Source organism: Bradyrhizobium sp. SZCCHNR1002, from assembly GCF_032381435.1.
In the GTDB taxonomy this organism is placed as follows: Bacteria; Pseudomonadota; Alphaproteobacteria; order Rhizobiales; family Xanthobacteraceae; genus Bradyrhizobium; species Bradyrhizobium aeschynomenes.
Genome location: NZ_JAUHIS010000004.1, coordinates 444,744 through 468,258, shown reverse-complemented (window position 1 = coordinate 468,258; position 23,515 = coordinate 444,744). Strand labels below are relative to the sequence as shown.

Genomic DNA, 23,515 nt, shown 5'->3' with positions numbered 1-23,515 from the left:
GGCTGACGACCAGCGCCGTCGTAGCCCGGATGAGCGAAGCGACATCCGGGTTCTCAAGCGCTGCGCCGGAGGAGGCGGATATCGCTACGCTCATGCGGGCGACGGGTTACCGCGGCATCTCCGCGAGCGCGGCGAGAATGCGGGCCCAGGAGCGGATGCCCTTGTGGTAGCTCTTGAGGTCGTACTTCTCGTTCGGCGAATGGATGTTGTCGTCGTCGAGGCCGAAGCCGACCAGGAGCGAGTCGAGGCCGAGCGTCTTCTTGAAGTCGGTGACGATCGGGATCGAGGCGCCCGAGCCCATCAGGATGGTCTCCCTGCCCCACTCATCGGTCAGCGCCTGCTTGGCGGCAGCCAGCGGCTTCATGGTCCAGTCGAGCGCGATCGCGGCACCGGCCGAGTGATCCCCGAATTCCACCGAGCAGTCACCGGGAATGCGCGCCGAGACGTAGTCGCGGAACGCCTTGCGAATCCTGAGCGGGTCCTGGCCCTCGACGAGGCGGAACGAGACCTTCGCATGGGCCAGCGACGGGATCACGGTCTTGGAGCCTTCGCCGATATAGCCGCCCCAGATGCCGTTGATGTCGCAGGTCGGGCGCGACGAGATCTGCTCGATCAGCAGGCGGTCCTTCTCGCCGGCCGGAATTGAAAGACCGATCGGCTTCAAAAAACTCTCCGGCGTCAGGTTCAGCTTCTTCCACTGCTCCAGAACCTCCGGCGGCACATCCTTCACGCCGTCGTAGAAGCCGGGAATGGTGATGCGCCCGTCGGCATCGAACAAACCGCCGAGAACCTCGGTCAGCACCCGGATCGGATTGCGCGCGCCGCCGCCGAACACGCCCGAATGCAGGTCGCGATTGGCCGCCTTGATCTTGATCTCTTCATAGAGGAGACCGCGTAGCGAGGTGGTGATCGCCGGCGTGTTGGGATCCCACATGCCGGTGTCGCAGACCAATGCGAAATCGGCCTTGAACTCGTCCTTGTTCTGTTCGAGGAACGGCACGAAGTTCTTCGAGCCGACCTCCTCCTCGCCCTCGATCAGCACGGTGATGTCGAGCGGCAGCTTGCCCGTCACCTTCTTCCAGGCGCGGCAGGCCTCGACGAAGGTCATCAGCTGGCCCTTGTCGTCCTCGGCGCCGCGCGCGACGATGATCTTGCGGCCGTCGGCATGATCGGTGACGACGGGCTCGAACGGCGGACGATGCCACAGATCGAGCGGATCGACCGGCTGCACGTCGTAATGGCCATAGAACAGCACGTGCGGCTTGGCTGCGCCGTGACCGTTGCTCTTGCCGACCACGGCCGGATGGCCGGCGGTCGGACGCACCTCGGTTGCGAAGCCGAGCGTCGCGAGATCCTTGGCGAGATGGTCGGCCGCCGCCTTGCAGTCCTCCGTGTAAGCCGGATCGGCCGAGATCGACTTGATGCGGATCAGCTGGAACAGCCGGTCCAGGCTGTTGTCGAAATCGGCATCGATGTGATCAAGAACGGATTGAAGCTGCGCGTCGGCCATGGCCACGAGTTCCCTCAAGCAAGTGAAGCTGTCGGACCGCTTGTAGCTCCGTTGCGAGGAACGGGCCAGCGTCATGCGCGTCGGCATCACGCCGGCCGTCGATCGTGGCAGGCATCAACGCCGCAGCAATCCTCCGAGCGCGCCGCGCACCAAGGTCCGGCCGATCGAGCTGCCGAGCGAGCCGCCGACCTGCTTGCCGAGGTCGGCGGCGATGCCGCCGACCACCTTGTCGGTGACGGTGCGCGCGACGTTGCGGGCGATCACCTGCGTGGTCGAGAGCTGGCCGCGCTTGACGTTGGTGCCGAAGATCGTTGCCGCGAGATTGCCGATCGTGCCGAGCACGCCGCCGGACGCGCTCTCGGTGGTCACCGCCTTGCCGACGATCCGCTTCTGCAGCAGCTCATAGGCGGATTCGGCATCGATCTCGGTGTCGTATTTGCCCTTGACCGGGCTCGCTGCGATGATGGCCTTGCGCTCCTCCGGCGTCACCGGCCCGATCCGCGCCGACGGCGGCCGGATCAGCGCGCGCTCGACCATCGCAGGCGTGCCATTGCCTTCCAGGAACGACACCAGCGCCTCGCCCTTGCCGAGCTCCGTGATCACCTTCGCGGTGTCGAGCTTCGGATTGGGACGGAACGTGTCGGCGGCGGCGGCGACGGCCTTCTGGTCGCGCGGCGTGAACGCGCGCAACGCATGCTGCACGCGATTGCCCAATTGCCCGAGCACGCGATCGGGAACGTCGAGCGGGTTCTGCGTGACGAAATAGACGCCGACCCCCTTGGAGCGGATCAGCCGCACCACCTGCTCGATCTTGTCCATCAGCGCCTTCGGCGCATCGTTGAACAACAGATGCGCCTCGTCGAAGAAGAACACGAGCTTCGGCTTGGCGAGATCGCCCACTTCCGGCAGTTCCTCGAACAGCTCGGACAGCATCCACAGCAGGAACGTCGCATAAAGCCTGGGGTTCTGCAGCAGTCTGTCGGCGACGAGGATGTTGATCATGCCGCGGCCGTCGCGGTCGGTCTTCATGAAGTCCGTCAGCGAAAGCGCCGGCTCGCCGAAGAATTTCGTGCCGCCCTGGTTCTCGAGCACGAGCAACTGCCGCTGGATCGTCCCGACGGTCGCGCGGGTGACGTTGCCGAACGACTGCGCCGCCTTGCGGATCGGCGCCAACGGATCTTCTGCCGCATCCGCGCCCTTCTTGCCGGCTTCCGGAATGATCGCGTCGAGCAGCGCGCGCAGATCCTTCATGTCGATCAGCGCGAGGCCGTTCTCGTCGGCGACGCGGAAGGCGACGTTGAGGACACCTTCCTGGACGTCGTTCAGGTCCAGCATCCGCGCCAGCAGCAGCGGCCCCATCTCGGTGACGGTGGCGCGCACGGGATGGCCCTGCTCGCCGAACACATCCCAAAATACCGTCGAGAATTGATCAGGCTGATAGGTAAGGCCGAGCTCGCTCGCGCGCTTGAGAATGAAGTCCTTGGCTTCGCCGGTCTGCGAGATGCCGGAAAGATCACCCTTGATGTCGGAGGCGAAGACCGGAACACCGGCACGGGCGAAGCCTTCGGCCATCACCTGCAGCGACACCGTCTTGCCGGTGCCGGTTGCTCCGGTCACGAGGCCATGGCGGTTGGCAAGCGCAAGCGTCAACCAGGCCGGCTGCTCGCCGGCACCTACGAGGATCTTGTCGCCGGTATCAGCCAGGGATTTTCCGGATGGTGCCATGTTGATCCGTCTTTCGAGAATGAGTGTTGCGCATCGCACGTCGTGAACAAACTTTCGTACGTAACATACTTTAGTTTCGCAGGCCGGAACCAGCGTCAGGGTGCCTCAACTCTTCGCAACTTGCGCATCGTCCATACCATTGGTGCTGCGCGATGCGCAGGTTTCATCCGTAGATTCAACATCTGGTCTTGCATGGCTGCAACAGTTCATCGTCGATCGCGAATCGATTCGCGCGCCAGGCGCGCTCGTCGCTTGTAATTCACGGATCGTCCGATCAAGATGAAATCAGCGAGGACGTCCGGTCTTGGGGGACCGGATGACGACGGGGTTCACATGAACGAGCTGATTGAGCCGCTGGCCAGAATGGCCGGCATCGATATCGCCGTGGCTGAAGAGATGTGGCTGACGAGCCCAGACATTTCTGTCCCGACGTCCTTTGCAACGACGCCCCGCGATAGCAGCTGGGTGGTCCGCCGGCCGCGACCGGTCAATGGCCTGCCCTTGAACTTTCCGACTTCGGCAACGACCAAATCGGAACAGACCGGATGGGCACGATGCGGTTGGGCACGCGAGGCCTGAACCAGTTCGCCTGAAGCACCTTCGCGCGCCGAGTATCATGACATATTCGATCTCCGAACTGGAAGGCATGACGACCTTCTATGCCTCCAAGCTGAAAGCCTTGGGCATCCGGACCACCGACGCATTTCTCGAAGCTGCGCGCACCGTCAAGGGACGCAAGCTGCTCGCCGCCAAGACCGGCATCAGCGAGCAGCAATTGCTCGAATGGGCCAACGTCGCCGACTACATGCGCATCCCCGGCATGGGCAAGGCCAAGGTTTGCCTGGTCCGGGCGGCCGGCGTTCCCACGGTCCGTGAGCTGGCCCATCGCAATCCCGCCCGGCTGGCACAGAACATCAAGGAAGTGAACACGCGGCGTCAGCTGGTCCGCATCCTGCCGTCGGAGAAGTCGGTCGGCCAGCTCATCGAAAAGGCGCGCCGGCTGGAGCCCAAGATCAGCTACTGACCAGCCTGTCATGGACTGCGCGCCGCTTGTGCGGCGCGGCATCTTGACTCGCTCGTGGCAACCGCGCAAAGCGGCGCGCATGAGCGCTATTTCGCCGCACTCCGCCTCGGACCTCACGTCGAGCCACCCGCTGCTGCGGGCGTGGCTGGCGCGTCCGTTTCCGGCTGTGATGGGAATCTTGAACGTCACGCCGGATTCCTTCTCCGACGGCGGCCGCTTCGATGCGCCGGAACGCGCCATCGCGCAGGCCAAGAGCATGATTGCGGCGGGCGCTGACATCATCGACATCGGCGCCGAATCCACCCGCCCCTACAAGGGTGCGCAGCCGGTGACGGCCGAGGAGGAACTGGCGCGCCTGCGGCCCGTTCTCCCCGCCATCGTCGCACTCGGTGTGCCCGTGTCGATCGACAGCATGAAATCTCAAGTTGTGGCCCACGCTTTGGAACGGGGCGCGGCCGTCGCGAACGATGTCTGGGGTCTGCAGCGCGACCCGGCGATGGCGGAGACCGTTGCCGCCCATGGTGCGCCGGTCGTCGTGATGCACAACCGGACCGAGGTCGACCCGGAGATCGACATCATCGCCGACATGCTCGGTTTCTTCGAACGCTCGCTCGACATCGCCGCGAAGGCCGGCATTCCCGCCGGCAACATCGTGCTCGACCCCGGCATCGGCTTCGGCAAGACCGCCGAGCAGAGCATGACGGCGCTGGCACGGCTCGACGCATTCGCCCGCTTCGGGCTGCCGCTGCTGGTCGGCGCCTCGCGCAAGCGTTTCATCAGCACCGTGGTGGCGTCGGAGCCGCAGGAGCGGCTCGGCGGATCGATCGCGGCGCATCTGATCGCGGCTCGGCGGGGGGCAGCGATCATCCGGGCGCATGACGTCGCCGAGACGGTTCAGGCGGTGCGCGTGGCAGCGGCAATCGAGGCACAGAGATGACCGATACCATTTTCATCAAAGGCGTCCTCATTCACGCCCGTCACGGCGTCATGGAGCATGAGAGCGAGGTCGGCCAGCGCTTCGTCATCGATCTCGAGCTCTATACGGACCTGTCGGACTCTTCGCGCAGCGACAAGCTTGCGGATACCGTGTCCTACTCCGACGTGGTCGAGACGGCGACGGCGGCCTTCAAGGACGTCAACTACCGCCTGCTCGAACGCGCCGCCGGCGCCGTGGCCGACGCAATCCTGGCGACGTTCGCCCGCATCCGCGCGGTCAAGGTCACCGTGCACAAGCCGCATGCGCCGATCGCCGCGATCTTCGAGGATGTCGGCGTGGTGCTGACGCGCTCGCGGCATCCATGACGGTCATGGCCAGCGCGCTGATCGCCCTCGGCGGCAATGTCGGCGACGTCAGATCGACGTTTCGGAACGCCATTCCCGAGATCGTCAGCCGCGCCCAGGCCACGCTCGTGGTGCGCTCCTCCGACTACATCACCCCACCCTGGGGCGATGAGCAGCAGCCGCCCTTCATCAATGCCTGCATTGCCATCGACACCGCCATCGCGCCGCGCGCGCTTCTCTCCGTCCTGCACGAGGTCGAGCGGATGTTCGGCCGCAACCGTGCACAGGAGACACGATGGGGCCCGCGCACGCTCGATCTCGACCTGATCGCCTACGACGATGTGAGCCTCGACACGCCCGAACTCACGCTGCCGCATCCGCGCCTATTCGAGCGCGGCTTCGTGCTGGTGCCGCTGGCGGAGATCGCCGGGGATCGCCGGATTGCCGGACGCCGGGTCGACGAGGCGCTGCGGGCGGTTTCGCGCGACGGAATCCGGCCGCTGCCCTCAGCCGAATAGCTGACATTCCCGGGCAAACAACCGTTTGGCTTCGCGTTCCCGACGTGGCATTTTGCGCCACAATAATCGCGATAACAGACGCCCGGGAGATGCGAGCCGCATGACGACCGACACCGACACTCTGCGCCTGGCCGCCGACTTCGCGCCGGCCAGCGAAGCGGACTGGCGCAAGCTGGTCGATGGCGTGCTGAAGGGCGCGGCCTTCGAGAAGCTGGTCGGCAAGACCTATGACGGGCTCAAGATCCAGCCGCTTTATCCGCGTGCGAAGAATGCAGCTCCGGTGGCCGGCCGCGCGCCGGCGGCGGCGTGGCAGATCATGCAGCGCGTCGATCATCCCGATCCGGCTAAGGCCAATGCGCAGGCACTGCTCGATCTGGAGAATGGCGCGACCGGATTGACGCTGGTAATCGCCGGTTCGAATGCGGCGCATGGCTTCGGCCTCGCCGCCACCGCCGACGCGCTCGCCCGCGCGCTCGACGGCGTGCATCTCGATGCTGCGATTGCCATCGAATTGCAGCTTGGTGAATCGTCCGCGCCTGCCTCGCTTCTCGCGGACTACGTCAAGCAGCGCGGCTTCAAGCCCGAGGCCTGCGACATCCGCTTCGGCCTCGACCCGATCGGCGATGCGGCGGGCCGCGGCACGACCGCCCATGATGCATCGACGCTCGGCGGCAATTCGGGCTCGCTCGTGAAGCAGCTGCACGACGCCGGCTTCAAGGGCCCCTTCCTCGCCGCCGACGGTCGGGTCGTGCACGATGCCGGCGGATCGGAAGCGCAGGAGCTCGCCTTCGTGCTCGCCTCCGGCATCGCCTACCTGCGCGCGCTCGAAGCCGGCGGCATCGCGCTTGAGACGGCACGCGAGCTGATCTACGCTCGGCTCGCCGCCGACACCGATCAGTTCCTCACCTTGGCAAAATTCCGCAGCCTGCGCCGGCTGTGGGCGCGCATCGAGCAGGCCTGCGCTCTGCAACCGAGGCCGCTCTTCATTTCCGGCGAGACGGCGTGGCGCATGCTCACGCGGCGCGATCCCTATGTGAACATTCTGCGCGCCACCATCGCCACCTTCGCGGCCGGTCTTGGCGGCGCCAACGCAGTCACCGTCCTTCCGCACACTGCAGCACTCGGCCTGCCCGATGCGTTAGCGCGCCGCGTCGCGCGCAACACGCAACTGGTGCTGCTGGAGGAGAGCAACCTTGCCCGCGTCGCCGATCCAGCCGCCGGTGCCGGCGGCATCGAGGCGCTGACAACGGAGCTTTGCACCACGGCCTGGGCGCTGTTCCAGGAGATCGAGACGGCCGGCGGCGTCGTGGCCGCGCTACAGGCCGGGCTGATCCAGTCCAAGGTCGCCGTGGTGAAGCAGGCGCGCGATGCCAACATCGCCAAGCGCCGCGACGTGCTGACCGGGGCCAGCGAGTTTCCGAACCTCAACGAGGCCGAGGTCGCGGTCGAACCGGTCGCGCCGCTGGCTTCGCCCTCGCCTGCCAAGGCCGCGCTCAGCTTCGCGCCGCTGACGCCGATCCGTCTTGCCGATGCCTTCGAGCAGCTGCGCGATCGTTCCGACAGCCTGCTCGAGAGCAAGGGTCAGCGTCCTCGCGTGTTCCTCGCCAATCTCGGCACCGCCGCCGACTATACCGCCCGCGCGACCTTCGCCCGCAGCTTCTTCGAAGCCGGCGGCATCGCCGCGGTGGATGGCCCGGGTGGCTCCGATCCGGCTGCACTCGCAGAAGCCTACCGCGCCTCCGGCGCCGCCATCGTCTGCCTGTGCTCGTCCGACAAGGTCTACGCCGATACCGCGGTTCCAGCGGCCAAGGCCCTGCAAGCGGCCGGCGCGCGACATATCTATCTCGCAGGCCGCGGCGGGGAGCAGGAAGCAGCCTTGCGCGAGGCCGGGATCGGCAGCTTCGTGTTCGCCGGCGGTGATGCGCTGAAGACGCTCGAAGACGCCTATACGCATCTGGAGTGAGCATGACCGAGGCCAGCAAACCCGTCCTCACCGGCGGATGCCAATGCGGCGCGATCCGCTTCGCGCTGATGTCGGCGCCGACGCGCGTCAGCATCTGCCATTGCCGGATGTGCCAAAAGGCCTCCGGCGCGCCGTTCGCGTCCTTCGCCGACGTCAATCGCGAGAACTTCGCCTGGACGCGCGGCACGCCGGGGACGTTCCGCTCTTCCTCGATCGCCGACCGCTACTTCTGCGCCGCCTGCGGCACGCCGCTCGGCTTCGGCGCGATCGACGGGCCGCGGATCGAGATCATGACCGGCAGCTTCGACCGGCCCGACCGCGTCGTGCCGACGCGGCAGTTCGGCTCGGAATCCCGGCTCGGCTGGGTGGTCGCGATCGCCAATCTGCCGAGCCAGACCACGCAGCAGAACTACGGACCGGAGAAGATGGCGCGCATCGTCAGCCATCAGCATCCGGATCATGACTAACGCGATGAGGACACGAGGCCATGAGCCGCATTCCTGATTTCAGCGCCATCGCATTCGAACCGATCGCGGCGCCCGCGCCCGCAGGCGCCGCCGAGCCGTGGCTGACGCCGGAGGGCATTCCGGTGAAGCCGGCCTATGGCGAGGCCGATCTCGCCGGCATCGACTTCCTGGAGACATGGCCGGGCACCGCGCCTTTTCTGCGCGGTCCCTACCCGACCATGTATGTCAACCAGCCCTGGACCGTCCGGCAATATGCCGGCTTCTCCACGGCGGAGGATTCCAACGCGTTCTATCGCCGCAACCTCGCCGCGGGACAGAAGGGCCTGTCGGTCGCGTTCGATCTCGCCACCCATCGCGGCTATGATTCCGATCATCCGCGCGTCGGCGGCGACGTCGGCATGGCCGGCGTCGCGATCGACTCGATCTACGACATGCGCACCTTGTTCGCCGGTATCCCGCTCGACCAGATGAGCGTGTCGATGACCATGAACGGCGCGGTGCTGCCGATCCTCGCTTTGTTCGTCGTCGCCGCCGAGGAGCAAGGCGTGCCGCCGGAGAAGCTGTCGGGCACCATTCAGAACGACATTCTGAAAGAGTTCATGGTGCGCAACACCTACATCTATCCGCCGTCGCCCTCGATGCGGATCATCTCCGACATCTTCGCCTTCACGTCGCAGCGGATGCCGAAGTTCAACTCGATCTCGATCTCCGGCTATCACATGCAGGAGGCCGGCGCGACGCAGGACCTCGAGCTCGCCTACACGCTCGCCGACGGCGTGGAGTATCTGCGCGCAGGCATTGCCGCGGGCCTCGACGTCGACCGCTTCGCACCAAGGCTGTCGTTCTTCTGGGCGATCGGCATGAACTTCTTCATGGAGGTCGCCAAGCTGCGCGCGGCGCGCCTGTTGTGGGCCAAGCTGCTGAAGCCGTTCAATCCGAAGGACCCGCGCTCGCTGTCCTTGCGCACGCACAGCCAGACCTCGGGCTGGTCGCTGACCGCGCAGGACGTCTACAACAACGTGGTGCGCACCGCCGTCGAGGCGATGGCGGCGACGCAGGGCCACACCCAGTCGCTGCACACCAACGCGCTCGACGAGGCGCTCGCGCTTCCGACCGACTTCTCCGCCCGCATCGCCCGCAACACGCAGCTGTTCCTGCAGCAGGAGAGCGGTACCACCCGCATCATCGATCCCTGGGGCGGCTCGTACTACGTCGAGCGCCTCACCCGCGATCTCGCTGCAAAAGCCTGGGGCCACATCCAGGAGATCGAGCAGCTCGGCGGCATGGCCAAGGCGATCGAGGCCGGCGTGCCGAAGCTGCGCATCGAGGAGGCCTCGGCCAAGACGCAGGCGCGCATCGACACCGGCCGCCAGTCGGTGATCGGCGTCAACAAATACAAGCCGACCGACGAGCCGCCGCTCGACGTGCTCAAGGTCGACAATTCGACCGTGCGCCGGCTGCAGATCGACAAGCTGTCGCGGCTGAAGTCCGAGCGCAAGCAGGCCGAGGTCGATGCAGCATTGGCCGCGCTGACGCGGTCGGCCGGCGACGGCAACGGCAATCTGCTGGCGCTGGCGATCGAGGCGGCGCGCGCCAAGGCCACCGTCGGCGAGATCTCCGACGCGCTGGAAAAAGTGTTCGGCCGCCATCGCGCCGAGATCAAGTCCATCACCGGCGTCTACAAGCGGGAGATCGCCGCCATGTCCGGCAAGGCCGAGAAGTTGCAGGCGCTGATCGAGGCGTTCGAGGAGGCCGAGGGCCGCCGTCCGCGCATCCTGGTCGCCAAGATCGGCCAGGACGGCCACGACCGCGGCCAGAAGGTCATCGCGTCCGCCTTCGCCGACATCGGCTTCGACGTCGACATCGGACCGCTGTTCGCCACCGCCGACGAGGCGGCACGGCAGGCGGTCGAGAATGACGTCCACATTCTCGGCGTCTCTTCGCTGGCCGCCGCGCATCTCACCGCGGTGCCGGAGCTCAAGGCCGCGCTCAAGAAGCAGGGCCGCGAGGACATCATGATCATCGTCGGCGGCGTGGTGCCGCCGCAGGACTACGACGCGCTGTACAAGTCCGGCGCCGAGGCGATCTTCCCGCCGGGCACCGTGATCGCCGACGCCGCCGAGGAGCTGATCCACAAGCTCAACATGCGGCTGGGGCACAGCGAGGCGGCGGAATAGTCCTTCAAGCTTCGGAAGAACAGTCGTCGGCGCGCGGTCATGCGATCGCGCGCCGCTCCGTTTGCGGTCCTGAACCTCAGCAGTCCCTCGCGCTACGCATCTTTACTCACTGGATATCGATTGCCATGACCCGTTCCTCGCTCTGCATTGCCGCTCTCCTCGGCCTCTTTGCCGCGTCTCCCATGATCGCCGCCGAGCCCAAGCCGGACGCCACCATCAACAGCAAGGCGGTCGAGGCCAACGTCACGCTCGACGCGGAGATCAAGGCCGACGGGCCGCTCGCCGCCTATTGTCTTGCCGATGGCAGGAAGTGGATCGACCGGAACGCCGCCGACGCCGCCAAGGAGCGCAAGGAGGACCCGCAAGCGTTCCGCGACCGCAAATGGTCGTTCGAGCGCAAATATTCGCTCCGCTCGATCGTCGCCGACCGCTATGTCAGCGTGCTCAGGGACGACTACATGGACACCGGCGGCGCGCATCCGAACAGCGACGTCAACACCATCCTGTGGGACAAGGCCGCCGCCAAGCCGATCAGCATCCGCCCGTTCTTCACCGAGACCGCCGACAATGGCCCTGCGATGAAGGCCATGCTCGCGGCGATCATCACCTCGCTCAAGGCCGAGAAGAAGAAGCGCGATGCGACGGAGACCGCGACCGCCGAATGGTTCAAAGGCCTGGAGCCGAAGCTCCTGAAGATCGGTGCGGTGACGCTCGCGCCCTCCACCGAGGCCGGCAAGAGCTCCGGCCTGACCTTCCATTATCCGCCTTACGCGGTCGGCCCCTATGCCGAAGGCCAGTACGTCGCCTTCGTGCCATGGGAGACGCTGAAGCCTTATCTCTCGGCCGAGGGCCAGGCGATCTTTGCCGGCGCCAGGCCGAAGAAGGATGCGGACGACAACTAGCTGGCCGCGCGGCGCGCATCCGGTATAACGGGCGCATGTCCCCTCGCTCTCCGTCCTCGCCTGACATCACGGTTCTGGCCGACGACATCCGCGCCGGCAGCCGCGCGGCGCTGGCGCGTGCGATCACGCTGGTCGAGAGCCGGCGCGCCGACCATCAGGCGGCGGCCCGCGAGCTCGTACAGGCGCTGCTGCCGCAGACCGGAAGCGCGTTCCGCGTCGGCATCACCGGCTCGCCGGGCGTCGGCAAGTCCACCACGATCGACGCGCTTGGGATGTATCTGATCGCCGAGGGCCACAAGGTCGCGGTGCTCGCGGTCGACCCCTCCTCGGCGCGCACCGGGGGTTCCATCCTCGGCGACAAAACGCGGATGGCGCGGCTGTCGCATGACACCAACGCCTTCATTCGCCCCTCGCCATCGTCCGGCACGCTCGGCGGCGTCGCCGCCAAGACGCGCGAGGCGATGCTGCTGTGCGAGGCCGCGGGCTTCGACGTGGTGCTGGTCGAGACGGTCGGCATCGGCCAGTCCGAGACCGCCGTCTGCGACATGACCGATTTCTTCCTTGCGCTGATGCTGCCCGGCGGCGGCGACGAGCTGCAGGGCATCAAGAAGGGCCTGGTCGAGCTCGCCGACATGATCGCGATCAACAAGGCCGACGGCGACAACATCAAGCGCGCCAACATCACCGCCGCCGACTATCGCGGCGCGCTGCATCTCCTCAGCCCGCGCTCCGAGCATTGGCATCCGCCTGTCGTGACCTATTCGGCCATGGCGGGCTCAGGCATCGCGGAGCTCTGGCAGAAGGTCGTCGATCATCGCAAGGCGATGGTCGCCTCAGGCGACTTCGCCGCGCGCCGCAGGGATCAGCAGGTGAAGTGGATGTGGACCATGCTGGAGCAGCGCCTGATGGCGCGGCTGCGCACCGATCCGTCGATCCGCGCCAAGGTGAAGAAGCTCGAGACCGAGGTTGCCGAAGGCCGGATCGCGCCGGCGCTCGCCGCCGAGCAGCTTGCGGAGCTACTGAATTGAGCGATCGGGTCCGCATTCTCATCACCGGCTTCGGCCCGTTCCCCGGCGCGCCATCCAACCCGACCATGCCACTGGTCAAGCGGCTGTCGGAGCTGCGACGGCCTGCGCTGGATCACGTCGAGATCGGCAGCCACATCTTTCACGTCACCTACTCTACGGTCGATCGCGAGCTGCCGCAGTTGATCGCCGAACGGCGGCCACATGCGCTGCTGATGTTCGGCCTGGCCGGACGTACCTCCTATCTCCGCGTCGAGACCCGCGCCCGCAACGCCGTGACGACGACCTTCCCTGATGCCGATCGCACCGTCGCGCGCAAGGGCGTGATCGTGCCCGATGCGCATCCAGTGTCATTCGGCCCGCACATGGCGCGCCTGCTGCGCGCCGCCCGCGCCACCGGCATCGACGCAAGGCCGTCCCGCGATGCCGGCAGCTATCTCTGCAACTATCTGAGCTGGCGCGCGATCGAGTCGACGCAGATCGAAGGCGGCCCGCGCCTCGCCGGCTTCATCCACATCCCGCCGCTGCCACGCACGGGAACGGTGCTGCCACACGGCAGCTCACGCATCACCCTGGAAGCGCTGGTCGATGCCGGCGAGGCGATGCTGATGGAGCTGGTGAAGCTCGCGCGGATGAAGCGTTAGTCGAATTCGTCCACACGCCGGCCGGCTCGGGGGCGATCGACACTCTTCGTCTCTGGTCGATCGAAGCGAAACGCGGGACAGATCACCGAGCCTCAACCTGTGCTGGGCGGTCCTCGCCCTCTCCACGCGTCATTCCGGGGCGCGCGGAGCTCGAGCCCGGAATCCATACCCACCGGCCGCGCTGCTTCAAGATGGCTGGGCCATCTTGCGCGCGAATGCCCCGGAATGACGGCGTAGCGCCGGCGAGCCGATTCATGTCCACCGGCTTCGCGGCGGGTAAAGATTTAACCCTACCAGCAACAAACAGCTGCTGCGACGCCCCGCCCAAGCCTGTCGTGAGCGCATTTGCGTTATCCCAGACGCAATAGCCACCAACACGAGCCGGACATCATGGACGTCAACCGCCGCAACCTGCTGGGGGCCTCCGCGGCTGGCGCTGCGGGCGCGCTGGCGCTGCCGAGCGAGCCGGCACGAGCCGCCCCGTTGATCTCGCCCCTCGGCCGCGACGCCACGCAATACGGTGTCAAGCCCAACAGCCCGGACGACCAGACCCGCGCGTTGCAACGCGCGATCGACGAAGCGGCGCGGGCCCAGGCGCCGCTGGCGCTGCCGCCCGGCCTCTATCGCAGCTCGATGCTGCGCCTCGGCAGGGGCAGCCAGTTGGTCGGGGTGCGCGGCGCCACCAAGCTCGTATTCACCGGCGGTGGCCCCTCGCTGCTCTCCGCCGAAGGCGCCGACGGTCTCGGCATCAGCGGCATCTCGCTCGACGGCGGCCGCGTCGCCCTGCCCCAGCGCCGCGGTCTGCTCCATGTTGCGGCCGGCAACGATGTCAGGATCGTCGACTGCGAGATCACGCGCTCCGGCGGCAGCGGCCTCTGGCTCGAGCAGGTCTCCGGCGACGTCAGCGGCAACATCCTGACCGACATCGCGGTCACCGCGATTGTTTCCTTCGATGCCCTCGGGCTGATCGTCTCGCGCAACACCATCAAGGGCACCCGCGACAACGGCATCGAGATCCTGCGCACAGCACTCGGCGACGACGGCACGATGGTGCTCGACAACAGAATCGAGGACATCAAGGCCGGCCCCGGCGGCTCCGGCCAGTACGGCAACGCCATCAACGCCTTCCGCGCCGGCAACGTCATCGTCAGGGGCAACCGCATCCGAAATTGCGACTACTCGGCGGTGCGCGGCAATTCCGCCTCCAACATCCAGATCACAGGCAACAGCGTGACCGACGTCCGCGAGGTCGCGCTGTATTCGGAGTTCTCCTTCGAGGGCGCGGTCATCAGCGGCAACACGGTCGACGGCGCCGCCTTCGGCGTGTCCGTCTGCAACTTCAACGAAGGCGGCCGCATCGCCGTGGTCCACGGCAACATCATCCGCAATCTGATTCCGAAGCGCCCGATCGGCACCGCGCCCGACGACGACGCCGGCATCGGCATCTATGTCGAGGCGGATTCCTCGGTGACCGGCAACGTGGTCGAGAACGCGCCGTCCTACGGCATCGTCGCCGGCTGGGGCCGCTATCTCCGCGACGTCGTGATTTCCGGCAATGTCATCCGCAACGCGCTGGCGGGCGTCGGCCTCTCCGTCGTCCCGGGGGCCGGTGCGGCTGTCGTCAGCAACAACATGATCTCGGGCACGCCTGGTGGCGCCGTGATCGGGCTCGATCACATCAAGCCGGTCACCTCAGACCTGACCCAGGACGGCGCGCAGCGATTTGCGCAGCTCCTGGTCAGCGGCAACGCCGTGCGTCGAAGCTGAGCCTGCCCTCCGCTCAGGCGCGCATTGGTCGAAGGCCGGGCCTGACTTGCGTCAGGGCGACGCCGATGATTGCGAGCAGCCCACCCGCAATCAACTGGGGGGTCACGAGGTCGTCAAGGAACAGAACGCTCGAGCCGACTGCAAACACTGGAAGCAACAGGCCAAAGGGCGCCACGCGGCTCATCGAGCAGCGCTCTATCAACCAGAACCAAAGTCCGAACCCGACAATTCCTCCAATGAATATCGTGTAGGCGAGCGCCAGCCAGCCGCGCCCATCCGCTGCGACAAGGCTGCCCAGTTGCCCATGTTCGACGACCAACGACATCAGCATTACCTGCGGCACCGTGAGCAGCGACGACCATCCCGTCAGCATCAGAGGGTCAAAAGGGCCGTGGCGCTTGGTCAGCACATTGGACACTGCGAATGCGAAGGCTGCTCCAACCACCAGCAGCAGCGGAAGCACGTTGGCCGACAGCCCCGGCCCTGCGGCCAACACGACCACGCCGACGAAGGCAAGCACGACTCCAGCGGACGTTGTGAGAGACGGCCTCTCCGCGAGCAGCGGCCAGGCCAGCAGGACGGTGAAGGGCGTCGCGAGTTGATACGCAACGGCCGACATGCTGCCCGAGCCGAGCCCGAGGCCGACATAGAACAGCCCGAAATTCAGTCCGCCGAGAAAGAGGGAAATCGCCGCGATATGACCGAGCTGTCGACGCGTGGGCGTCTTGACGAAGGGGACGAGCAGCAGCGCGATCGCCAGAAAGCGGAGCGCGAGAAAGAACAGCGGCGGAAACTCCGTCACGCCGACCTTGATGACCACGAACTGATACCCCCAGAGCAAGGGGACGGCTACGGCGCAGACGATCTGAATGGCAGACATGGAATTCTTCCTTTCAAGACCAATCAGTCCAGATATCGACGCACTCATTGCCGAGGCCACGATCTGTGATCTAGCTGATGAAACGGTCGATTAGCGCGTCGACGGTGGCTTGCGATGTGGTGGGTGTCGGACCCGGCTTCGCGACCACGCGCAGCCCCTCGACGAAACAGACAAGGATACGAGCGGCGCTTGAAGGCTCGACCCCATCGGCCAGCCTGCCCGCCGCCTTCGCCCGGGACAATGCATCCGCCACCTTGACTTCCATGGCTTTGAAAAAGCCTGCGATGCGTCGGCCAACTTCGGCATCCTGGCCGGCAAGCTCCATGGCCGTGGCGACCAGCAGGCAGCCGCGCCGGCCATTGGTGCCGCGCGTGCGTTCGACGTAGCCGGTCAGGTAGGCCCGCAGGCCGTCGACGGGATCTCTGCCGGGGGCGAGCTCGCTCTCCATCCGTGTCAGGGCATCGGCGATGTAGCGATCGAGTGCGAGCAGGAACAGCGAGTGCTTGTCACCGAAAGCGGCGTAAAGGCTGCCACGCGAGAGCTTCGTTGCCTGAAGAAGGTCCGGGAGCGCGGTGGCGTGGTAGCCGCGCGACCAGAACACACCCATGGCCCGTTCGACGGCGGTGTCCACGTCGAAGCTTCGCGGGCGGCCACGTTGCAACTGCATCGGGGTTCGGCGGCTCATGGACGATATATAGACCGATCGGTCCTTAAATCGCAAGCAGCTGCTACTGCTACGAACTCGCCGGATATGAATGGTGCGCCATCAAGCAGCACTGCCGAACACGACGGCGTCCGAGGTCCGTTGCCTAGAACGCGACAGCCAGCGCCGGATAGCGGCGCTCGATGGCGTCGAGGTCGACCACCGGCTCGCCGTACTCGGCGTCGCCTTCGATCCCGATGCTCAACGCCTGCTCGAGCGCCGACATGTCGATGCGCAAGGGCGGGTCGGTAAGCTCCGGCGCGATGTCCTCTTCGACCACATCGTCGGGCGCGATGACGTCGTCGGGCTCGATGTCATCCCCTGCCAGCTCGATCTCGGGCTCGACGACGATCTCGGACTCCGCAAGGAGGGTTTCCAGCGAGCGCGGCAGCTCGATCGGGCGATGCGCGATCAGCCGGTGCTCGACGGGATGGTCCTGGATGAGACGGAGCTCGATCGGCTCCGGCGCCGCGAGGCGCAGCGGAGCTGGCGGCGCAGCCACCATCGGCACCGGCCTCTGGCTCGGCACGATGCTCACCTGCTCGGGCTCGACGCGGGATAGCGCCTGCCAAGTCTGGACCGCAGCCTTGGCGTGCCGAAGGTCGTCCAGGAACGATTGCTCGGTGTAGTAGCGGCGCCAGCGGCCGCTATCGAACAGCTCGGTGAGATGATCGAGGCGCCGCTCGGCAAGCGCGCACCAGCGCGCGGCCAGTTCGCGGCTGCAAGCCACGTCCGGTCGATGTGTCATAGATAAGCCCGTGGAAAAGGGGGACGGACGCACTCGGCACGAATCAACGCAACGTGACGTGAATATTTTGTGGAAAAGGTTAACAAAGTCTAGCTAACGCCATGTTCTTTGGCGGCCAAACCGTAGTCGTGCGGAATTTTCGTCCGCGTTCGAACGGGCCGCGGCCGCATCCGACAACGCAGGCGTGATCGCTCAGCTCATCCAGCAACCCGGACGTGCAGCGCTGCCAGTCGAACACACGGGTGGTCGGACGCAGCCTGCGCGAGCGCATCGCCTGAAAATGAAAGAGCCGTCCGGGGGGACAACCGGACGGCTCGAGCCATATGGGCGCTTGGGGTGGATGGGCGCTCGCGCCGTATATAGCCTTGGGGAGGGGATCACCGCTCCCACATACCTTCTGTCGTGATCGCCCGAACACACGTTCAAAATGAAGGTAGGAATTTTCCGGCGTTCACGAAAACGTTGACGTCTATTGCTGCGCGGGCCGAACGCCGCCTTCGGCCGGAGAGCCCCCGGTTGCCATCGCTGCGGCGGAGGCCGGGCGGAGCTCGCGCACGGGCGCTGCGTGCTGCTCCTCATCACGCTTCAATCCGGCCGCAGGCGCCGCCGAGACCGTTGGCTCATCCTGGGGCGACGCCACGGCCTGGACCGCAGCCAACGCATCCGCCTGCCCTGCCCCATACAGCTCGTCCTGTCCGGGCGCGCCGAGGTCGCGCGCGGTCCTGGTCAGCACCGTGCGCACCGTCTCCGGCTTCAGCGCAGGGTTGCGCTCCAGCACCAGCGCTGCGAGGCCGCTGACATAGGCCGCGGAGAACGACGTGCCTGAAATGATCTGATACTTGCCGTCCGGCGCCGGCAGGAAGATGTCAGCGCCGGGGGCCGCGAGCGCGACGTAGTTGCCGCGGTTCGACGCCGGCAGCAGCTGATCCCTGGTGTCGGTCGCACTGACGGCGATGACGTTCGGATTGGCGGCGGGATAGAGCGGCGGTGATTTCGCGCCGGCATTGCCGGCGGCGGCGATCATCACGACGTCCTTCGCCGCGACGGCCGCGATCGCCCGCTCGATCACTGCATCCTTCGGACCGGCGAAGCTCATGTTGACGATCTGCGCGCCGTGCAGCGCCGCGTAGTCCAGCGCCTTGAGGATCACGTAGGAGCTGCTCTCCGGGCCGCCGCCCTTCTTGACCACGCCGAACGCGCGGATCGCGATGATCCGCGCATAGGGCGCGCTGCCCATCAGCCGCTTGTGCGACACGATCACGCCGGCGATGCCGGTGCCATGGACATGCGGCGCTTCGTCTCCGCCGAGCGCGTCGAACGCATCGAAGGCGGCTTCGGCGAATTCCGGATGCTTGAGGTCGACGCCGGAATCGATCACGGCGATGGTGACGTTCGAGCCCTGGGCCAGCCTGTGCGCCTCGGGCAGCCGCAGCTTGGTCAGCGCATATTGCGCCGGATCGCCTTCGGCGGGCGGCGCGCTCTGCTGCAGCGTGTAGCGATAATTCGGCTGCACCGAACGGACGCTGCGATCGGCGGCAAGACGGCGGCTGACCGCCGCAAGCGAGCTTCGATCGGTGATCCGGAACAGCCCGACGGTGGCGCCGATCAGGGGAAAGCTCTGCGAGCTGATGCGCTGCAGGCCGTGACGGCGCGCCAGCGCGTCGGCCTGGTCCGGCGAGAGGTTGCCGTCGATCTCGGCGACCAGCTCGCCGGCGATGATGTTGGGGCTTGCGGCCGCCGTGACCTGAGGCGCGCGGCGCTGCGCGGCCTTGACGGATTTCGGCTTGCCCGACCGTCCGCCGTTCGACGTCTCCTTGTCAGGGCCGCTGTCGGCTGTCTGAGGCGGCCGCCTCAGACATTCACCCGACGCGCTGCGGTCGGGCGGGCTGCAGGATGTCTGCAGGTTTGGCGAGAAGCGCGCAGTTGGCAGCGCCGGCCGCAGGGCGATGCCGGAGCCGGGCCCCGGCGTGCGCATGGCCGCGCCCGGATTGAGGGTCGGTACGCGGCTCGGCATGTTGATGGCGGGCGAGCGCATCATCGCCTGCGCCGATGCGCTGACGGCTCCGCCCACGAGAGCGAGGGCCACGGCAGCGCTCAGTGCGGCCGGACGACGTGCGGAACGCAGCAACGCGCGGAACGACATGGAGCCTCCGATTGACGCCTCGGACGGCTATTGAGCAGCCACCGCAAGGTTGACGATCTTCTCCCGCGCAAGGCGGCCGATCAGGCCATCGGCGTCGGCCTTCGACAGCGGCTGGCCGCCGAGCTGCAGCTTGAACAGCCCGCCCTTGGCGCCCTCGACGATCGAGGCTTGGTAGCTGTCGAGCAGCGCCGTGATCTCGGCCATCCGCGCATCCGGCGCGAACCGCACCAGCGCATAGACGGGCGCCGTCGAACCGGCGACCTGCGGTCCGAGGCCGCGGATCAGCGGCGCAGCCGGTGCCGGGGCCTCGGCCATGCGCGACGACGCCATGCGCTCGGGCGCCCGCTCGACCGGAGCCGGGGCCGCGGCGCTGGGCGGCGGCGGAGCCGGCATCGGCTTGCTCGCAGGCTCGGGAGCGGCACTCTTGTCCTGGAGAACCGAAGCTGTCTGGTAGGTCGCAATCTGCGAGCGCATCAGCACGGTGCCGATGACGCCGGCCTGCGCCACGACGAGCAGCGCGCCCAGGCTCACGGTCCACACCAGCGTGCGCGGCGACAGGCTCTCGAAGAACGCCATGACGCGCGCACCGACGCCGGGCGCCGCCTTGGGCGCCTGCTCCGGCTCGGCCTCGATTGCCGCGAACAGCTTCTGCATCGCGCGCATCGACGGCGCGCCGAGGCTCTCGTTCAGCGCGATGGTCTCGGCATATTCCTTCTGGATCTCGGCATATTGCCGGGCGAGATCCGCGTCCTGCGCCAGCGCCTCCTCGACGCGGCGCATGTCGCGCGCATTCAGCGTGCCGGCGGCGTACCACGGCAACAGCAGCTCGACGTCACCGGGCTCTTGCTCCAGCATCTTCTTGCTCAAAGCCATCATGGCCAGCCTCTTTCAATGCCGGCCGCCTTCAGGAGTTCGGCCAATTTCTTGCGCGCATAGAACAGGCGCGTCTTGACGGTGTTTTCCGGAATTCCGACGATCTCGGCCACCTCCTCCACGGACTTCTCGTGGTAGTAGACGAGATCGACGATCTCCCGGTGATCAGGCGAAAGCGCCGTCAGGCACTTGCGCAGGGCTTCGCCGGTATTCTTCTTCTGGACCGCCACCTCCGGATCGTCGGACGTGTCCTCGATCGCGTTGGCGGCTTCGTCCTCCAGCTCAACGTCCTTGCGGCGCCGAAGTGCCGAGAGGGCCTTGAACCGCGTGATGGCCAGCAGCCAGGTGGAGACGGCAGAACGGCCCTCGAATTTGCCGGCCTGACGCCACACGTCGAGAAAGACCTCGCTGATGAGATCCTCCGCGACCTGTTCGTCCCGCACGAGCCGGAGCCCGAAGCGGTACACCCTGACATGATGCCGTCCGTACAGCACCTGCATGGCGAGCCGGTCGCCTTGAGCGATCCTGGCAATCAGGGTTTCATCTGACGCCGCTGCTGTCACGCTCAATGGCCGTCTCGCAAAGTTGGTCGGGAGGAACGAGCTTGCGGTTCGAATACAACCGCAAAATTCTTGAAAATACCGGAAAGATACGTCCCCACGTGTGAGCTGGCGCACAGACACGCGAATTTTGCTGCACCGATCGGGCCGATCGCGTCCTGCCGGTTCCCGGCTGCCATGCTACGCCCTACCCTCACCAACTGCCCCCAAAGCCGTGAATTCCCTGTCGCGGCACGACACCGGCGCGACCGTCGTCCCAGTTCCATAGATACCAAAGCTAAAGGCTTTCCCACGTAGATTTTTCGACGATCGATCAGCGAACAGATGGGCATTATGGCACCACCAGTTTCGATACCGCTCGTTGGCGAGACGGGTGGCTCGAAGTCGTCCCCGTCGGGCGACCTGCGCGTGCGCCGGGCCGGCCGCCGCCGGCAGATGCTGGCCCTGATCGCCGGTTGCTACCTGATCGACGCCGTCATCCTGCTGATCTACGCCCAGGCCGGAACCGTGCCGGTCACGATCGCGCCATCCTATGCCGCGATCGGCATTCTCACCGTCGCGCTGTGGACCGCCTTGTCGGAGAGCGGCTTCAACGACCGCTTCCGCGATCACTATCTCGTGGTGCCGCAATCGCTGGTCAGCATGATGGTGACGGTGGCCTTCTGCTACATCGCGCCTGAAGTCAGCATCCTGTTCCTGTGCACGCTGTACATCGTCGTCGCCTTCGCCTCGCTGCGCGCCACCCCGCGGCAGAGCGCGATCTGCTGGACGTTCCTGGCGCTCGGGCTCGCCGCCTTGTTCCTGCTCACCGACAAGCCGCTCGGCATGCCGCATGACAGCGGGTTGGAGCGGCTCGCGACGCTGCTGGTGTTCCTGCTGACGATCGCCGGCTGCATGTTCCTCGGAATCTTCTCCAGCGCGCTGCGCGAGACGCTGTATCAGCGCGGCCTGAAGCTGACGGAGGCCTATCGCCGCATCGAGGAGCTCGCCGAGCTCGACGAGCTCACCGGCGCGCTGAACCGGCGCTCCATCATGCACGTGCTGGACGAGGAGATGGCGCGATCGCGCCAGGCCGGCAAGCCGTGCTCAGTCGTGCTGATCGACCTCGACTGGTTCAAGCGCATCAACGACAGCCATGGTCATCCGACCGGCGACGACGTGCTGCGCACCTTCGCCATCACGATGTTCGCCAACATTCGCGGCAGCGACCGCTTCGGCCGCTATGGCGGCGAGGAATTCCTGCTGGTGCTGCCCGGCGCGCCGGCGGAGCCCGCGGCGCGGCTCGCCGAGCGCCTGCGCCGGATCGTCGCCGAGCTCGAATGGAGCGCGTTCTCGACCGGCCTGCAGGTCACGTTCTCGGCCGGCGTCGCGACCGCGCGTGGCGACGAAACCGCCGATTCGCTGCTCGCCCGTGCCGATCGCGCGCTCTATGATTCCAAGGCGCAGGGACGCAACCGCGTCACCAGCGCCTGAGCGATCCCAAGATGTCCGCGAAACCCGCCCGCAAACAAGGCCTGCTGGAGGAGCTGGAGGACACCCTCGCGCACGGCACCGTGGCGCGCCGGGTCGAGACCTTGCGCAAGGTGACCGACCTGTTCGTCGATGGCGCAGCCGACTTTGCCGACGACCAGGTCGCGCTGTTCGACGACGTGTTCGAATGCCTGATCGACCATATCGAGGTCTCGGCCCGTGCCCTGCTCGCGCGACGGCTCGCGCCGCTCGCGTCGGCGCCGCCGCGAACGCTGCACCGGCTGGCCGACGACGACGCCATCGAGGTCGCCGGTCCCGTGCTGTCGAAATCCGAACGGCTCGACGATGCGGCCCTGATCCGGACCGCGGAGACCAAGAGCCAGGCACACCTGCTGGCGATCTCGATCCGCCGCGTGCTCAGCCGCGCCGTCACCGACATTCTGCTCCGGCGCGGCAATGACGAGGTCGTTCACAGCACCGTCAGCAATCCCGGCGCCGACCTGTCGGACAGCAGCTACGACACGCTGCTCGACCGCGCCGCACTGGACGAGAACCTCGCCGCATGCCTCGCGATGCGGCCCAATCTGCCCCGCCACCACTATCTGAAGCTCGTCGCCAAGGCCTCGGCCACAGTGCGCGCACGGCTGGAAGCGGCCAATCCCAAGCTGGCGCAAGAGGTCTCGTCCGCGGTGCGGACCGCAGGCCGGCGCGCGCGATCGAGCGCCGTGGCGCTCACCAGCCAGACCGAGATCGCCCATGCCCTGGTGCGCTCGCTGCATGCCGATGGCCGGCTCGACGACCGTCTCGTCGTGCAGTTCACCGAGCAGCGCAAGTTCGACGAGGCCAATGCGGCGGTCGCCGCCCTGGCCAACGTTCCGGTCGCGACTGCCGAGAGCATCATGGTCGAAAGCCGCGCCGAGGGCGTGATGATCCTCGCCAAGGTCGCGGGCCTGTCATGGCCGGCGGTCGAGTCGATCATCCGGATGCGCGACGAGCTGGCCGGCTCCGCGCCGACCGACCTGATCGCCTGCAAGGCGACCTATGCGCAGCTGCGGCGCTCCACGGCGCAGCAGGTGCTGCGCTTCCATCGCGTGCAGGACACCGCGGCCGCGCCGCAGGCCTGATCGATCCTGCC

22 protein-coding genes are annotated in these 23,515 nt (G+C 66.7%); 14 read left to right on the top strand and 8 right to left on the bottom strand.

All coding sequences use genetic code 11. From position 1 onward, the window contains the following. Positions 1-106 precede the first annotated feature (106 nt). On the bottom strand, positions 107-1,510 hold the full coding sequence (locus QX108_RS21710) for a M20/M25/M40 family metallo-hydrolase (protein ID WP_315782431.1): 1,404 nt from the start codon (positions 1,508-1,510) through the stop codon (positions 107-109). A gap of 114 nt (positions 1,511-1,624) precedes the next feature. Continuing rightward, the gene (locus QX108_RS21705) at positions 1,625-3,235 is read right to left on the bottom strand and encodes a helicase HerA-like domain-containing protein (RefSeq protein WP_315782433.1); all 1,611 of its coding nucleotides are present in this window, start codon (positions 3,233-3,235) and stop codon (positions 1,625-1,627) included. A 333-nt stretch (positions 3,236-3,568) separates the two neighbouring features. Between QX108_RS21705 and QX108_RS21700 the strand changes: the two genes are divergently transcribed. The 12 genes from QX108_RS21700 (at position 3,569) to QX108_RS21645 (ending at position 15,003) form a co-directional block, all read left to right on the top strand. Then, positions 3,569-3,814: a hypothetical protein gene (locus QX108_RS21700; protein WP_315782435.1), complete on the top strand. Its 246-nt coding sequence runs from the start codon at positions 3,569-3,571 to the stop codon at positions 3,812-3,814. A 37-nt stretch (positions 3,815-3,851) separates the two neighbouring features. Beyond that, on the top strand, positions 3,852-4,259 hold the full coding sequence (locus QX108_RS21695; RefSeq protein ID WP_315719271.1) for a DUF4332 domain-containing protein: 408 nt from the start codon (positions 3,852-3,854) through the stop codon (positions 4,257-4,259). 79 nt (positions 4,260-4,338) lie between these two features. Next, positions 4,339-5,196 carry a dihydropteroate synthase gene (gene folP / locus QX108_RS21690; protein WP_315782924.1) on the top strand — a complete coding sequence of 286 codons (858 nt, stop codon included), beginning with the start codon at positions 4,339-4,341 and terminating at the stop codon, positions 5,194-5,196. Further along, positions 5,193-5,561, top strand: coding sequence for a dihydroneopterin aldolase (gene folB, locus QX108_RS21685; protein WP_315719269.1), 369 nt, complete (start codon positions 5,193-5,195; stop codon positions 5,559-5,561). Before folP ends, folB begins: the two co-directional genes overlap by 4 nt. Positions 5,562-5,566: 5 nt before the next feature. Next, positions 5,567-6,058, top strand: coding sequence for a 2-amino-4-hydroxy-6-hydroxymethyldihydropteridine diphosphokinase (gene folK / locus QX108_RS21680; RefSeq protein WP_315782926.1), 492 nt, complete (start codon positions 5,567-5,569; stop codon positions 6,056-6,058). Between the two features lie 100 nt (positions 6,059-6,158). Beyond that, a complete protein-coding gene (locus tag QX108_RS21675; RefSeq protein WP_315782438.1) occupies positions 6,159-8,021 on the top strand; it encodes a methylmalonyl-CoA mutase family protein in 1,863 nt (620 codons plus the stop codon). Positions 8,022-8,023: 2 nt separating this feature from the next. Further along, complete coding sequence (locus QX108_RS21670) at positions 8,024-8,488, top strand: GFA family protein (protein WP_315719267.1); 465 nt, start codon at positions 8,024-8,026, stop codon at positions 8,486-8,488. Positions 8,489-8,508: 20 nt separating this feature from the next. After that, positions 8,509-10,665, top strand: a complete 2,157-nt coding sequence (scpA, locus tag QX108_RS21665; RefSeq protein ID WP_315782440.1) for a methylmalonyl-CoA mutase — start codon at positions 8,509-8,511, stop codon at positions 10,663-10,665. A 125-nt stretch (positions 10,666-10,790) separates the two neighbouring features. Then, entirely contained in the window at positions 10,791-11,567 is a 777-nt protein-coding gene (locus tag QX108_RS21660; RefSeq protein WP_315782442.1) for a DUF3298 and DUF4163 domain-containing protein, read from the top strand. 35 nt (positions 11,568-11,602) lie between these two features. After that, the gene (gene meaB, locus QX108_RS21655; protein WP_315782443.1) at positions 11,603-12,595 is read left to right on the top strand and encodes a methylmalonyl Co-A mutase-associated GTPase MeaB; all 993 of its coding nucleotides are present in this window, start codon (positions 11,603-11,605) and stop codon (positions 12,593-12,595) included. Beyond that, positions 12,592-13,236: a pyroglutamyl-peptidase I gene (locus tag QX108_RS21650; RefSeq protein WP_315782445.1), complete on the top strand. Its 645-nt coding sequence runs from the start codon at positions 12,592-12,594 to the stop codon at positions 13,234-13,236. Before meaB ends, QX108_RS21650 begins: the two co-directional genes overlap by 4 nt. Positions 13,237-13,626: 390 nt before the next feature. Next, complete coding sequence (locus QX108_RS21645; RefSeq protein WP_315782447.1) at positions 13,627-15,003, top strand: TIGR03808 family TAT-translocated repetitive protein; 1,377 nt, start codon at positions 13,627-13,629, stop codon at positions 15,001-15,003. Positions 15,004-15,016: 13 nt separating this feature from the next. Here the strand turns inward: QX108_RS21645 and QX108_RS21640 are convergent, their stop codons facing one another. The 6 genes from QX108_RS21640 to QX108_RS21615 all read right to left on the bottom strand — a co-directional run bounded on the left by QX108_RS21640 (position 15,017) and on the right by QX108_RS21615 (position 20,919). Continuing rightward, positions 15,017-15,883 (bottom strand): DMT family transporter, encoded by an 867-nt coding sequence (locus tag QX108_RS21640; RefSeq protein WP_172180613.1) that lies wholly within the window; start codon positions 15,881-15,883, stop codon positions 15,017-15,019. A gap of 70 nt (positions 15,884-15,953) precedes the next feature. Then, the gene (locus QX108_RS21635) at positions 15,954-16,550 is read right to left on the bottom strand and encodes a TetR/AcrR family transcriptional regulator (RefSeq protein ID WP_315782449.1); all 597 of its coding nucleotides are present in this window, start codon (positions 16,548-16,550) and stop codon (positions 15,954-15,956) included. A gap of 142 nt (positions 16,551-16,692) precedes the next feature. Further along, the gene (locus QX108_RS21630) at positions 16,693-17,334 is read right to left on the bottom strand and encodes a TIGR03809 family protein (RefSeq protein WP_315799603.1); all 642 of its coding nucleotides are present in this window, start codon (positions 17,332-17,334) and stop codon (positions 16,693-16,695) included. 469 nt (positions 17,335-17,803) lie between these two features. Further along, on the bottom strand, positions 17,804-19,477 hold the full coding sequence (locus QX108_RS21625; protein WP_315782453.1) for a S8 family serine peptidase: 1,674 nt from the start codon (positions 19,475-19,477) through the stop codon (positions 17,804-17,806). 27 nt (positions 19,478-19,504) lie between these two features. After that, a complete protein-coding gene (locus QX108_RS21620) occupies positions 19,505-20,353 on the bottom strand; it encodes a hypothetical protein (RefSeq protein ID WP_315719257.1) in 849 nt (282 codons plus the stop codon). Then, on the bottom strand, positions 20,350-20,919 hold the full coding sequence (locus QX108_RS21615) for a sigma-70 family RNA polymerase sigma factor (RefSeq protein WP_008961196.1): 570 nt from the start codon (positions 20,917-20,919) through the stop codon (positions 20,350-20,352). Before QX108_RS21615 ends, QX108_RS21620 begins: the two co-directional genes overlap by 4 nt. A 315-nt stretch (positions 20,920-21,234) precedes the next feature. On the opposite strand from QX108_RS21615, the gene QX108_RS21610 reads away from it, so the two are divergent. Continuing rightward, positions 21,235-22,383 (top strand): GGDEF domain-containing protein, encoded by a 1,149-nt coding sequence (locus tag QX108_RS21610; RefSeq protein WP_172112104.1) that lies wholly within the window; start codon positions 21,235-21,237, stop codon positions 22,381-22,383. 11 nt (positions 22,384-22,394) lie between these two features. Next, positions 22,395-23,504 (top strand): DUF2336 domain-containing protein, encoded by a 1,110-nt coding sequence (locus QX108_RS21605; RefSeq protein WP_315782456.1) that lies wholly within the window; start codon positions 22,395-22,397, stop codon positions 23,502-23,504. The last annotated feature ends 11 nt before the right edge of the window (positions 23,505-23,515 follow it).